Source organism: Streptomyces finlayi, from assembly GCF_014216315.1.
Lineage (GTDB): Bacteria > Actinomycetota > Actinomycetes > Streptomycetales > Streptomycetaceae > Streptomyces > Streptomyces finlayi_A.
Map to the genome: position 1 here is coordinate 2607400 of NZ_CP045702.1, position 12100 is coordinate 2619499.

Below are 12100 nucleotides of genomic sequence, written 5' to 3' on the forward strand. Positions count from 1 at the left end.
GCGGGCTGGACACATTCTTTGATGGGGCGTCACACGTTGAAGCGGAATGTCTGCGAGCTGAATCTGACCTGCGGCGGAGTCGTCTTCAGTGCTCTGAGCTGGGGTTTTCGCGTTGGCATGCGTTGGCTTCCGACGACCGTTTACGGGTGTCCTGCGGACTGACTGCGGACTGGCCGGGTACCCCCGAGGCAAAGATATCCATGGCACCCCAGCATCACTACGCCAGCCTGCTGATCAAGCGCGGCGAGTTCGTGAAGACGGTCTCCGAGCGTCTCGGCCACACCAACGCGGCTATGACGTTGAACATCTACACCCACCTGTGGCCCGACTCCGAGGAACGGACCCGGGCCGCCGTCGACAAGGCGTACGCGGACCAGCCCGCCGATGCCCAGCCACAGGCCGACGAGGCGGCGTAACCGCTACCCCGCGTGCCGGACCCGTCCAGCACGCTGCGGACTCCGAGCGGACCGCAAAGGCCGCCCAACCCGCTCCGCCGCAGGTCAGACGGCCTTTCGCCGAACGTATTAGACGTTGAAGCGGAACTCCACGACGTCGCCGTCCTGCATCACGTAGTCCTTGCCCTCCATGCGGGCCTTGCCCTTCGCGCGGGCCTCGGCCACCGAGCCCGTTTCGATCAGGTCCTCGTAGGAGATGATCTCCGCCTTGATGAAGCCCTTCTGGAAGTCGGTGTGGATCACACCGGCCGCCTCGGGGGCCGTCGCGCCCTTCTTGATCGTCCAGGCGCGGGTTTCCTTCGGACCTGCCGTGAGGTAGGTCTGGAGGCCCAGGATGTCGAAGCCGACACGGCCGAGCGTGGCCAGGCCGGGCTCTTCCTGGCCCATCGACTGGAGCAGCTCCAGGGCCTCGTCGTCGTCGAGCTCGATCAGCTCGGACTCGATCTTGGCGTTCAGGAAGATCGCCTCGGCCGGGGCGACCAGGGCCCGCTGCTCGTTCTTGAAGTCCTCGTCGACCAGTTCGTCCTCGTCGACGTTGAAGACGTACAGGAACGGCTTCGTCGTCAGCAGGTGGAGCTCGTGCAGGAGGCGACCCTTCTCCGTGTCCGCGGTGATGCCCGCGGCGAACAGGGTCTGGCCGGCCTCCATGATCTTCTGGGCCTCCTCGACCACGGCGAGGACCGCGACCTTCTCCTTCTGGAGGCGGGACTCCTTCTGGAGGCGCGGGATCTGCTTCTCGACGGACTGGAGGTCGGCGAGGATCAGCTCCGTGTTGATCGTCTCGATGTCGTCCTTCGGCGAGACCTTGCCGTCGACGTGGACGACGTTCTCGTCCTTGAAGGCCCGGATGACCTGGCAGATCGCGTCGGACTCGCGGATGTTCGCGAGGAACTTGTTGCCCAGGCCCTCGCCCTCGCTCGCGCCGCGCACGATGCCCGCGATGTCGACGAAGTCGACTGTGGCGGGCAGCAGCTTCTGCGAGCCGAAGATCTCGGCCAGCTTGTGCAGGCGCGGGTCCGGGACGCCCACGACGCCCACGTTCGGCTCGATCGTGGCGAACGGGTAGTTGGCCGCCAGCACGTCGTTCTTGGTCAGGGCGTTGAACAGGGTCGACTTGCCGACATTCGGCAGACCGACGATTCCGATCGTGAGCGACACTTTGGCGACTTCCTGGAGTAAGGATGAAGGAGAGAGGGTCCAGTTTACGGGCGGGGCCGGGCAGGCAGCCACGGGCCGGGCAGCGGACCGGCACAGGGCCGAACAGGGTGCGTTTCGGCCGTGTGACATCGAACTCAACGCCAAGCTCGGCCAAAGCGCGTGTCCAACGCCTGATTCCTGCCGTCGCGCGACCTACGTTGTGCTGGTGGAGCAGCCCAGGACACGTCCCCCGCAGCGCAGGCAGCCTCAGCGGCAGGCCCCGCTGACCCCGCAGGCCACGGCCGGTGAGACCGCCGCCGTCTACCAGGTGACGGGTGCGCCCGGGGCCCGGCCCCGGGCGGTGTCGCCCGTCGTGGCGGCCCTGCGGAAGTTTCCCAATCCCCGGCTGACCGGCATCGGGGCGGGGCTCTTCGCCGCCCTCACCATGTTCGTGCTGGCCTGCCTCGACCGGCTGCTGTTCGGCAGCTCCGAAACGGTGTACGGGCTGCTGTTCCTGCCGGTCAGCGCGCTGACCGCGCTCTGGGTGCGGCCCGCCGACCTGGTCACGGCGCCGATCAGCGTACCGATCGCGTTCGCCGTCGGAGTGATCCCGATCTCCGGCGGCTCCGGTGGCTTCGGCGGGCAGACGATGGCGCTCGTCACAGCCCTCGCCGTCCATGCCGGCTGGCTGTACGGGGGCACGCTCGTCGCCGGTCTCATCGCGAGCGTCCGCAAGGTCCGGCACATGCGTCAGCGGCACCTGCTGCGCGCCGCGCAGGCCGCACGCGCGGTACAGGGCGTGCGGCGGCCTCAGCAGCCGCAGGCGTAAGCCGGCCGGGTCAGGAACCGGCGCTCTTCGAGGCGGCCATCGCGGCGCCCACGATGCCCGCGTTGTTCTGGAGCTCGGCCGGGACCATCTCCGCCCGCACGTGCTCGATCAGGGGGAGGAACTTCTCCGCCTTGCGGCTCACCCCACCGCCGATGATGAACAGCTCGGGCGAGAACAGCATCTCCACGTGGACCAGGTACTTCTGCACCCGGTGCGCCCAGTGCTGCCAGCTCAGGTCCTCGTCCTCCTTGGCCTTCGTGGAGGCGCGCTTCTCGGCGTCGTAACCGTGCAGCTCCAGATGGCCCAGCTCGGTGTTGGGGACGAGCAGGCCGTCCGTGAAGACCGCGCTGCCGATGCCCGTACCGAAGGTCAGCACGATGACCGTGCCCTTGCGCCCGCGGCCCGCTCCGAACGCCATCTCGGCCATACCGGCCGCGTCGGCGTCGTTGAGGACCGTGACCGGCCGGCCGATCCGTTCGCCGAGGAGGGTGCGGGCGTCCGTGTCGATCCAGCCCTTGTCGACGTTGGCCGCGGTCCGGGTGATGCCGTCCGTGACGACCCCCGGGAAGGTGATCCCGATCGGCCCCTGCCAGTCGAAATGGCCGACCACCTCGGCCACGCGGTCGGCCACGCCGTCGGGCGTGGCCGGTTGCGGTGTCAGCACCTTGTGGCGCTCCTGCGCCAGGTCTCCGCGGTCCAGGTCCACGGGAGCACCCTTGATCCCAGAGCCGCCGATGTCCACGCCGAAGATCTGCATGCGCTCCACCGTACGGGCAGGCGGGGCCTCGCGCCCGGCTACTGGCCGGAGAGTTCCGCGGCCTCGGCCCTGAGGTCGCGGCGGAGCTCCTTGGGAAGGGAGAAGGTGATCGACTCATCGGCCGTCTTCACCGTCTCGACGTCGGCGTAACCCCGCTCGGTCAGCCACTCCAGTACGCCGTCCACGAGCACGTCGGGGACGGAGGCGCCGGAGGTGAGGCCCACCGTCGTGACGCCCTCCAGCCACGCCTCGTCGATCTCGTGTGCGAAGTCGACCAGATGGGCGGCGGGGGCGCCCGCGTCGAGGGCGACCTCGACCATGCGGATCGAGTTCGAGGAGTTCTTGGAGCCGACGACGATGACCAGTTCGGCCTCCTCGGCCAGCTTCTTCACCGCGATCTGACGGTTCTGCGTGGCATAGCAGATGTCGTCGCTGGGCGGCGAGAGGAGGTTCGGGAACTTCTCCTTGAGGGCGTCGACCGTCTCCATCGTCTCGTCGACGGAAAGCGTCGTCTGGGACAGCCAGACGACCTTCGACTCATCGCGGACGGAGACGTTGGCGACGTCCTCGGGGCCGTCGACCAGCGTGATGTGGTCGGGCGCCTCGCCACTGGTGCCGATGACTTCCTCGTGGCCCTCGTGGCCGATCAGGAGGATGTCGTAGTCCTCCTTGGCGAAGCGGACGGCTTCCTTGTGGACCTTGGTCACCAGGGGGCACGTGGCGTCGATCGTGGCGAGCTTGCGCTCGGCGGCCTCGGCATGGACGGTCGGCGCGACCCCGTGCGCGGAGAACATCACGATGGATCCCTCGGGGACCTCCGCGGTGACGTCGACGAAGATCGCGCCCTTCTTCTCCAGCGTCTGGACGACGTACTTGTTGTGCACGATCTCGTGGCGCACGTAGATCGGGGCCCCGTACTGCTCCAGGGCCTTCTCGACGGCGATCACGGCACGGTCCACGCCCGCGCAGTAGCCACGAGGAGCGGCGAGCAGGACACGGCGTGCAGGCGTTGCAGTCATGCGTCCCATCGTAAGGCCGTACCGAACAGGCGCGGGTCCGGCCGGGTCGCAAGACTGGGGCATCACGCGCATACCCGGACGGGACGACGGAGGGTTCATGGCCGGCAGTACCAAGGACCGCGAAGGGGACCAGGGAACCTTGCGACGGACGCTCGGCTTCCGGGATCTGGTCGTCTACGGGCTCCTGTTCATCGCCCCCATGGCTCCGGTCGGGGTGTTCGGCACGCTCGACGCGAAGTCCGGGGGTGCGGTCGCGCTGGTCTATGTCGTGGCCACGGTCGTCATGGCGTTCACCGCTTTCAGTTACGCCCAGATGGTGCGGGTCGCCCCTCTGGCCGGTTCGGTCTTCACATATGCGCGCAAGGGTCTCGGGGAAGGGCCGGGGTTCATCGCCGGGTGGATGGCGATGCTCGACTACCTGCTCATCCCCGCGGTCGCCTACCTCTTCTCCGGGATCGCGATGAACGCGCTGGTCCCGGAGGTTTCGCGGTGGGTCTGGACGGCCATCGCCGTGCTGGTCACCACGCTGCTGAACCTGTGGGGCGTACGGGCGGCCGCCCGGGTCGGGTTCGTGGTGCTCGCCATGGAGATCGTGGTGCTGCTCGTCTTCGTGGTGTCGGCGGTCTGGGTGCTCGTGCGGGACGGAGCGCAGCGCGGGTGGCTGACACCGTTCACCGGGGATTCCGGGTTCTCGATGACGGCGGTGCTGGGGGCGGTGTCGGTGGCCGTGCTCTCGTATCTCGGCTTCGACGCGATCGCCTCGTTCGCGGAGGAGGTGACCGGCGGGTCGGCGAAGGTGGCCCGTGCGGTGCTGTTCTGCCTGGTCCTGGCGGGCGCGTTGTTCATCGCGCAGTCGTATCTGGCCGCGCTGCTGGAGCCGGTGAGCTCAGCGGAACTGGCGGCCGACCCGGCGGCGCAGGGATCGGCGTTCTACGACGCGGTGGATGCCTCGGTCGGTACGTGGCTGCACGACCTGGTGGCCGTGAGCAAGGCGATCGGCGCGGCGTTCGCCGCGCTGGCCGGGCAGGCGGCGGCGGGGCGGCTGGTGTTCGCGATGGCACGGGAGCGGCGGCTGCCGGGGTTCCTGGCGAAGGTCGACGCAGGCTCCGGCGTCCCCAGGACGGCAATCCTGGGTGCCGCGATCGTGACCCTGGTGGCGGCCGTGTGGGCCGCCCGGCGCGACAACGGCCTGGACCTTCTGGTCTCGGTCGTGGACGTCGGCGCGCTGTCGGCGTTCGTGCTGCTCCACGCGTCGGTGGTGGGCTGGTTCGCCGTACGCCGGATGGCGGGGCCGCCGAGCTGGTGGCGGCATGTCCTGGTGCCGGTGGTCGGCGCGGTGGTGCTGATCGCGGTGATCGTGGAGGCCACGACGAGCGCGCAGGTGGTGGGCGTGTGCTGGTTCGGGGTCGGTCTCGTGGTCCTCGCGGTGCAGTGGGGGCGCCGGTCGGGGCCGGGCGGACCGGGGCCGGAGCCGGGGCCGGGGCAGGAGAGGACCTCGGTGACGCGCTGAGCGGGAGGGGCCGACGGGCTGACGGGCTGACGGGCTGACGGGCTGACGGGCTGACGGGCTGACGGGAGTTTGGGGGCGGGGGCACGGGGTGCGGTGGCCGGGGCTTCTGTCGGTGGGGGCCGATACGCTCGCCGCATGGCTCTCCAAACGTCCGCGGAAGCACCCCTGCCCGTCGGTGAGGTGTCACGGCTCATCGGCGGGTGGATCGACCGGCTCGGTGCGGTCTGGGTCGAGGGGCAGATCACGCAGCTGTCGCGCCGGCCGGGTGCCGGCGTGGTCTTCCTGACGCTGCGCGATCCCTCGCACGACATCTCGGTGAGCGTCACCTGCTTCCGGCAGGTCTTCGACCGGATCGCCGATGTGGTGACCGAGGGCGCGCGCGTCGTCGTCCTCGCCAAGCCCGAGTGGTACGCCCCCCGTGGGCAGCTCTCCCTGCGGGCCACGGAGATACGGCCCGTGGGGATCGGCGAGCTGCTCGTACGGCTGGAGCAGCTGAAGAAGTCGCTCGCGGCCGAGGGACTGTTCGCGCTGGACCGGAAGAAGCCCCTGCCCTTTCTGCCGCAGCTGATCGGGCTGGTCTGCGGGCGGGCGTCGGCGGCAGAGCGCGACGTACTGGAGAACGCGCGGCGGCGCTGGCCCGCTGTGCGCTTCGAGGTCCGCAACACCGCGGTCCAGGGTGTGCACGCGGTGAATCAGGTGGTCCAGGCGGTCCAGGAGCTCGACGCGCTGGACGAGGTCGACGTGATCGTCGTCGCGCGGGGCGGCGGGAGCGTGGAGGATCTGCTGCCGTTCTCCGACGAACAGCTGATCCGGGCGGTGGCCGCGTGCCGTACGCCGGTGGTCTCCGCGATCGGCCACGAACCCGACTCCCCGCTCCTCGACCTGGTCGCGGACCTGCGGGCCTCCACGCCCACCGACGCGGCGAAGAAGGTCGTACCGGATGTCGGCGAGGAACTGGACCGGGTGCAGCAGCTGCGGGACCGGGCGCTGCGTACGGTGCGCGGGCTGCTGGAGCGGGAGGAGCGGGGGCTGGCGCATGCGCTGGGGCGTCCCGCGATGGAGCGGCCCCATCGGCTGGTGGACGAGCGGGAGGCGGAGGTCGACGCGCTCGTCGGACGCAGCCGGCGGGTACTCGGGCATCTGCTGGACCGCGCCGAGTCGGAGATCTCGCACACCCTCGCCCGGGTGGTGTCCCTGTCGCCCGCCGCCACACTGGAACGCGGATACGCGGTACTCCAGCGGCCGGACGGGCATGTGGTGCGTTCGCCCGAGGAGGCCGGTGCGCCGGGCGAGGAGCTGCGTGCGCGGGTGTCGGAGGGGGAGTTCGTCGTGCGGGTCGCGGAGTGAGGTCCGGGGCGGACCGGGCGGCCGGGTGCCGTCGGGGCGGTCGGGTGACGTCGGGTCGTCGGCTGCCGTCGGTGCCGTTCGGTGCGTGCGGTTTCTGCGGTTCCCGCGCTTCCCGCGGTTCCGCTGTCGTAGCTCAAACATAGGGTGGATCACATGACGGACGACGGGACGACGGCGGCTGCGGCGACGGGCACGCTCGGCTATGAGCAGGCGCGGGACGAGCTGATCGAGGTCGTGCGCCGCCTGGAGGCGGGCGGCACCACGTTGGAGGAGTCGCTGGCTCTGTGGGAGCGCGGCGAGGAGCTGGCCCGGGTGTGCCGGCGCTGGCTGGAGGGGGCGCGGGCGCGGCTCGACGCGGCGCTGGCCCGGCCGGTGGAGGAGCGGGCCGATGAGGCGGAGGGTGGTGCGGGCGGGGAGAGCGGGTGAGGAGTGCGCTCGTGGGTGCGGATGCGTGTGCGGGGCCTGTGCGTGCGGGGCCTGTGCGTGTGCGGGGCCTGTGCGTGTGCGGGGCCTGTGCGTGTGCGGGGCCTGTGCGTGTGCGGGGCCTGTGCGTGTGCGGGGCCTGTGCGTGTGCGGGGCCTGTGCGTGCGGGTGCGGGTGTGAGGTGGGGGCGCTGCGCGGGGCTTGTTCCCCTACCCGCCGCTTCCCGTAACCGGGGCTCCGCCCCGGACCCCGCGCCTCAAACGCCGGCGGGGCTGGGTTCGGGGGCAGGGCGGAATAGCCGGGTTGAGGCAGGCGGCGGGGCTGGGTTCGGGGGCAGGGCGGAATAGCCGGGTTGAGGCAGGCGGCGCGGCTGGGTTCGGGGCAGGGCGGAATAGCCGGGTTGAGGCAGGCGGCGCGGCTGGGTTCGGGGCAGGGCGGAATGGGCGGGTTGAGGCTGGCGGAGTGGCTGGGGCCGGCAGGCCGGAGTGGGGCGCGCGGACTGACGTGGCAGGTGGCTGTGGGGTGGGTCACCCCCGGGTGGGATTAGTTGAAAGTTAACCTACTTCTGGTTACAGTCGAGCCGACGCTTGATCCCCTGTACGCCCGGAAGGTAACTCGTACGATGCCCCTCGCTCTTGACCCCGCCGCCCAGGACCTCCTCTTCCGTGAGGCCCGTACCGCCAACACGTTCACCGACGAGCCGGTGACCGAGGAGCAGGTCCAGGCGATCTACGACCTGGTCAAGTACGGCCCGACCGCGTTCAACCAGTCGCCGCTGCGCGTCGTCCTGGTGCGCTCCGCCGAGGGTCGCGAGCGTCTCGTGAAGCACATGGCCGAGGGCAACCGGCCGAAGACCGCCTCCGCACCGCTGGTCGCGATCCTCGTCGCGGACAACGAGTTCCACGAGGAGCTCCCGGCGCTCCTGCCGCACTTCCCGCAGGCCAAGGACATGTTCTTCTCCGAGCGTCCGGTCCGCGAGCAGGCCGCCGCGCTGAACGCCTCGCTGCAGGCCGCGTACTTCCTCATCGGCGTCCGCGCCGCCGGTCTCGCCGCCGGTCCGATGACCGGCTACGACGCCGCGGGCATCGAGAAGGAGTTCCTGGACGGCGACCACAAGGTCCTCATGGTCGTCAACATCGGCAAGCCGGGCGAGGACGCCTGGTTCGCGCGCGGGCCGCGCCTCTCCTACGACGAGGTCGTCACGACCGTCTGACCGGCGCCCGCCCGGAGGGACAGCCGGCACGAGGAAGCCCCGGAGCCGTGTGCCGTGCGCTCCGGGGCTTCCTCGTGCGGTCGCGCAGGTCAGGACGTCTTGAGCGCCGCGGCCATCTGCGTCAGCCGCTCCATGGGCGCGGAACCCGTCACCACCGTGGTCGCACCGTCGGCGTGCAGCACGAGGGCGTCGTACTTCGGGCCCTCCCAGTGCTGCCACGCCTCCCCCGCGACCTCGTGCGTGCGTCCGGTGTCCGTCGCGCGCTGGCTGACCTCGGCCACGTACTTCTTCGCCGGGGCCGTGGACTGCTCCACCGCGACGTACCTGCCGTCCGGGTCGAGGAAGCCCAGGTGCCAGCTGTTGGCCGACTGGCGCTCGTACGAGACCGAAGTCGGCTTCCAGCCCTTGGGCAGCCCGTCGGGCGCCGCCACCGGATACGGCGCCGCGCGCCGTGCCGTCAGGAGTTCCACCCGGTAGTCGACGGCCTTCACCGGGTCGGCCTTGTCGTCGTGCGGGATGAAGATGTAGATGACCCCGGCGACGGCGGAGATCACGATCATCGACAGGAGCATGTCCCGCACGGTCTGCTTGCCTCGAGTGCTTGCCACGCGCCCAATGGTGGCATGAGGCCCCACGCGCCCGACGAGGGGGCGGCCCGCTCATACGTGACCCGGTCTGCTCATTTTATCGACCTACCGATAGAGTCGGGGCACCCTCTTTTCCGGTCGTCGTCGTACAGAAAGGTGCGCTCCGATGTCCGAGCATCATCATCTGCCGTCCCAGCTAGAGGTCTCCCCGGAGGCCCCCGACCGCAACCTGGCCCTGGAACTGGTCCGGGTCACCGAGGCCGCGGCCATGGCCGCCGGCCGCTGGGTCGGTCGCGGCGACAAGATCGGTGCCGACGGCGCCGCGGTGAACGCCATGCGGACCCTCGTCTCGACCGTGTCGATGAACGGTGTCGTCGTCATCGGTGAGGGCGAGAAGGACGAAGCCCCCATGCTCTACAACGGCGAGCGGGTCGGCGACGGCACCGGCGCCGAGGTCGACATCGCCGTCGACCCGATCGACGGCACCACGCTGAACGCCAAGGGCATGCCGAACGCCATCGCCGTGCTCGCCGCGGCCGACCGCGGCACGATGTTCGACCCGTCCGCGGTGTTCTACATGGACAAGCTGGTCACGGGCCCGGAGGCCGCCGACTTCGTCGACATCAACGCCCCCGTCTCCGTCAACATCCGCCGGGTCGCCAAGGCGAAGAACTCCACCCCCGAGGACGTCACCGTCGTCATCCTCGACCGCCCCCGCCACGACGGCATCGTCAAGGAGATCCGGGAGACCGGCGCCCGGATCAAGTTCATCTCCGACGGCGACGTGGCCGGCTCGATCATGGCCGCCCGCGAAGGCACCGGCGTCGACCTGCTCATGGGCATCGGCGGCACGCCCGAGGGCATCATCTCGGCATGCGCCATCAAGTGCCTCGGCGGTGTCATCCAGGGCAAGCTCTGGCCGAAGGACGCCGCCGAGCGTCAGCGCGCGCTGGACGCCGGGCACGACCTGGACCGGGTCCTGTCGACGAACGACCTGGTCAGCGGCGACAACGTGTTCTTCGTCGCGACGGGAATCACCGATGGCGAGCTCATGCGCGGTGTGCGGTACCGCGGCGAGACCGCCACCACCGAGTCGATCGTCATGCGGTCCAAGTCCGGCACGATCCGGAAGATCGACTCGACGCACCGTCTCTCGAAGCTGCGCGCGTACAGCGCCATCGACTTCGACCGCGCGAAGTAGCTCCCGTACGCGGAATATCCCGGCGGCCCCGCTCTCGGACCGCCGGGTCCGCTACGTGGCGCCGCGCGGGCGAAGCACGGTCTGGGTCAGGGGCTGCCGGTCGGGGCGGCCCCTGACCCGTAGGTCAGCCGGCCCGTAAGTCGGCCGGCCCGTAGGTCAGCCGGCCGCGGCGACGTGTCCGGTCGTGGACGCGGCCTTCAGTTCGACGTCCCGCCTGCGCCTGCGGGCGAGCAGCACGCGGCGCTCGGCGGCGGTGAGGCCGCCCCACACCCCGTACGGCTCGGGCTGGACCAGGGCGTGTTCCTGGCACTCGACCATCACGGGGCAGCGCGCGCAGACCCGCTTCGCGGCCTCCTCGCGCGACAGCCTGGCGGCAGTCGGCTCCTTCGACGGGGCGAAGAACAGCCCCGCCTCGTCCCGGCGGCACACCGCCTCCGCATGCCAGGGGCCGGCCTCGTCCTCCCGCGCGGGAGTGCGCTGGGAAGGCACGGCGGCGACCTGCAGAGACTGAAGCGGCGGTTGCAGCACGGGTCTACTCCTGACGACGGCTTCGCGAGCGAGAGACGATGCAGCCTCCCTACCCGCTGTGCGCGCGCCTATGCACTGAGTGGCACTGACTTGCGGCGCACGCAAGAGCGACCCACCACCACACTTGGCCGAAACTCGAAGTGCGCAGTCAGTACGCGTCAGTGGCCGAGGTGTTTGCGCACCTGATCGTGGAGGTTGGCAATGAGCTTGCCGCGCTTGGGTTTCGCCTCGATGTTTCCGAACACCGAATAGCCGTTCACAACGACCACGGGCGCTTCCGGGTCCGTGGATTCGAGTGTGACCACTTCGAAATTCCCGAAAACGCCTGCCCCGCTGCCGCGCAGCGAGATGTTCTCGGGCACCTTGATCTCGACGTTGCCGAAGATGGACGTGGCGTTGATGACGCTCAGTCTCTGTCCGAAAAGAGACTCGGTCAGATCGATCTCGATACTGCCGAAGAGCGCGAAGGCGTTGGTCCGGCCGCCGACCCGCCAGCGTCCCCGCCGGGTGGAGTTGCTGAAGACGGCGACCAGATTGTCGGCGGGCCCGGCCGGCGCGTCGGAACCGTGGCCGGCCGGGGACCCCGTGGACTGCTGGGCACCCGCGCCGTTCGGCAGGTCCCGCACGAGCGGTTCGAGAGCGTCGACGGTCCTGGCCCGGTAGACGAGATCGATCCGCTCGGCGTGCTCCTCCGCGGTCAGCCGGCCGTCGGCCACGGCCTCCCGCAGGATGTCCGCGATCCGGTCGCGGTCGGCGTCGGAGGCCCGGATGCCGGCCGGGGCGGGGCCGGGGGGTGCAGTGGCGGGCGGCTGCGGCTGCTGGGGCTGCTTTTCGAGGTCCACCGACCCAGCGTACCCAAACGCGATAGATCGCGACTAGGGGTTGGGGGGCGTGGCGGGTCGGCCTGGGTACGGGGGGGGTGAGGTGTGAGTGCGCGAACGCCGGAGGGACCGGAAGGGAGAGGCAGGGCCCGGAGGGTGCCGCGCGGAGGGCGCCACGCGGAGGGCGCCACGCGGAGGGTGCCGACCGGAGGGCGCCGACCGGAGGGTGCCACGCGGAGGGTGCCACGCGGAGGGTGCCGACCGGAGGGTGCC

13 protein-coding genes are annotated in these 12100 nt (G+C 70.3%); 7 read left to right on the plus strand and 6 right to left on the minus strand.

From position 1 onward, the window contains the following. The first annotated feature begins 200 nt into the window (after positions 1 to 200). The gene (locus tag F0344_RS11725; protein ID WP_258049868.1) at positions 201 to 416 is read left to right on the plus strand and encodes a hypothetical protein; all 216 of its coding nucleotides are present in this window, start codon (positions 201 to 203) and stop codon (positions 414 to 416) included. A 108-nt stretch (positions 417 to 524) separates the two neighbouring features. On the opposite strand, the gene ychF is transcribed toward F0344_RS11725, so the two are convergent. After that, positions 525 to 1613: a redox-regulated ATPase YchF gene (gene ychF, locus F0344_RS11730; RefSeq protein WP_185298722.1), complete on the minus strand. Its 1089-nt coding sequence runs from the start codon at positions 1611 to 1613 to the stop codon at positions 525 to 527. A gap of 205 nt (positions 1614 to 1818) precedes the next feature. On the opposite strand from ychF, the gene F0344_RS11735 reads away from it, so the two are divergent. Next, positions 1819 to 2421 carry a DUF6542 domain-containing protein gene (locus tag F0344_RS11735; RefSeq protein WP_185298723.1) on the plus strand — a complete coding sequence of 201 codons (603 nt, stop codon included), beginning with the start codon at positions 1819 to 1821 and terminating at the stop codon, positions 2419 to 2421. A 10-nt stretch (positions 2422 to 2431) separates the two neighbouring features. Here the strand turns inward: F0344_RS11735 and ppgK are convergent, their stop codons facing one another. Together ppgK and F0344_RS11745 are read right to left on the minus strand one after the other, a co-directional pair. After that, positions 2432 to 3178 (minus strand): polyphosphate--glucose phosphotransferase, encoded by a 747-nt coding sequence (gene ppgK / locus F0344_RS11740; RefSeq protein ID WP_185298724.1) that lies wholly within the window; start codon positions 3176 to 3178, stop codon positions 2432 to 2434. A 38-nt stretch (positions 3179 to 3216) separates the two neighbouring features. Beyond that, on the minus strand, positions 3217 to 4206 hold the full coding sequence (locus F0344_RS11745; protein WP_185298725.1) for a 4-hydroxy-3-methylbut-2-enyl diphosphate reductase: 990 nt from the start codon (positions 4204 to 4206) through the stop codon (positions 3217 to 3219). Between the two features lie 88 nt (positions 4207 to 4294). Between F0344_RS11745 and F0344_RS11750 the strand changes: the two genes are divergently transcribed. The 4 genes from F0344_RS11750 (at position 4295) to F0344_RS11765 (ending at position 8690) form a co-directional block, all read left to right on the plus strand. Further along, positions 4295 to 5707 (plus strand): APC family permease, encoded by a 1413-nt coding sequence (locus F0344_RS11750; RefSeq protein WP_185298726.1) that lies wholly within the window; start codon positions 4295 to 4297, stop codon positions 5705 to 5707. Positions 5708 to 5842: 135 nt separating this feature from the next. Further along, a complete protein-coding gene (xseA, locus tag F0344_RS11755; RefSeq protein WP_185298727.1) occupies positions 5843 to 7054 on the plus strand; it encodes an exodeoxyribonuclease VII large subunit in 1212 nt (403 codons plus the stop codon). A 153-nt stretch (positions 7055 to 7207) separates the two neighbouring features. After that, complete coding sequence (locus tag F0344_RS11760) at positions 7208 to 7480, plus strand: exodeoxyribonuclease VII small subunit (protein ID WP_185298728.1); 273 nt, start codon at positions 7208 to 7210, stop codon at positions 7478 to 7480. Between the two features lie 619 nt (positions 7481 to 8099). After that, complete coding sequence (locus tag F0344_RS11765) at positions 8100 to 8690, plus strand: malonic semialdehyde reductase (protein WP_185298729.1); 591 nt, start codon at positions 8100 to 8102, stop codon at positions 8688 to 8690. Between the two features lie 89 nt (positions 8691 to 8779). Here the strand turns inward: F0344_RS11765 and F0344_RS11770 are convergent, their stop codons facing one another. Beyond that, on the minus strand, positions 8780 to 9298 hold the full coding sequence (locus F0344_RS11770) for a DUF4245 domain-containing protein (RefSeq protein ID WP_185298730.1): 519 nt from the start codon (positions 9296 to 9298) through the stop codon (positions 8780 to 8782). Between the two features lie 145 nt (positions 9299 to 9443). On the opposite strand from F0344_RS11770, the gene glpX reads away from it, so the two are divergent. Then, positions 9444 to 10478, plus strand: coding sequence for a class II fructose-bisphosphatase (gene glpX, locus F0344_RS11775; RefSeq protein WP_185298731.1), 1035 nt, complete (start codon positions 9444 to 9446; stop codon positions 10476 to 10478). A gap of 156 nt (positions 10479 to 10634) precedes the next feature. On the opposite strand, the gene F0344_RS11780 is transcribed toward glpX, so the two are convergent. Both F0344_RS11780 and F0344_RS11785 read right to left on the minus strand, forming a co-directional pair. After that, positions 10635 to 11006, minus strand: coding sequence for a WhiB family transcriptional regulator (locus F0344_RS11780; protein WP_185298732.1), 372 nt, complete (start codon positions 11004 to 11006; stop codon positions 10635 to 10637). A 158-nt stretch (positions 11007 to 11164) separates the two neighbouring features. Next, complete coding sequence (locus F0344_RS11785) at positions 11165 to 11848, minus strand: DUF1707 SHOCT-like domain-containing protein (protein WP_185298733.1); 684 nt, start codon at positions 11846 to 11848, stop codon at positions 11165 to 11167. Between the last annotated feature and the right edge of the window lie 252 nt (positions 11849 to 12100).

What these genes read in the sequence shown, in the direction of transcription:
- F0344_RS11725 (WP_258049868.1), top strand. Translation starts at nt 201, where the DNA reads ATGGCACCCCAGCATCACTACGCCAGCCTGCTGATCAAGCGCGGCGAG.
- ppgK (WP_185298724.1), bottom strand. Translation starts at nt 3,178, where the DNA reads ATGCAGATCTTCGGCGTGGACATCGGCGGCTCTGGGATCAAGGGTGCT.
- F0344_RS11745 (WP_185298725.1), bottom strand. Translation starts at nt 4,206, where the DNA reads ATGGGACGCATGACTGCAACGCCTGCACGCCGTGTCCTGCTCGCCGCT.
- F0344_RS11750 (WP_185298726.1), top strand. Translation starts at nt 4,295, where the DNA reads ATGGCCGGCAGTACCAAGGACCGCGAAGGGGACCAGGGAACCTTGCGA.
- xseA (WP_185298727.1), top strand. Translation starts at nt 5,843, where the DNA reads ATGGCTCTCCAAACGTCCGCGGAAGCACCCCTGCCCGTCGGTGAGGTG.
- F0344_RS11760 (WP_185298728.1), top strand. Translation starts at nt 7,208, where the DNA reads ATGACGGACGACGGGACGACGGCGGCTGCGGCGACGGGCACGCTCGGC.
- F0344_RS11765 (WP_185298729.1), top strand. Translation starts at nt 8,100, where the DNA reads ATGCCCCTCGCTCTTGACCCCGCCGCCCAGGACCTCCTCTTCCGTGAG.
- glpX (WP_185298731.1), top strand. Translation starts at nt 9,444, where the DNA reads ATGTCCGAGCATCATCATCTGCCGTCCCAGCTAGAGGTCTCCCCGGAG.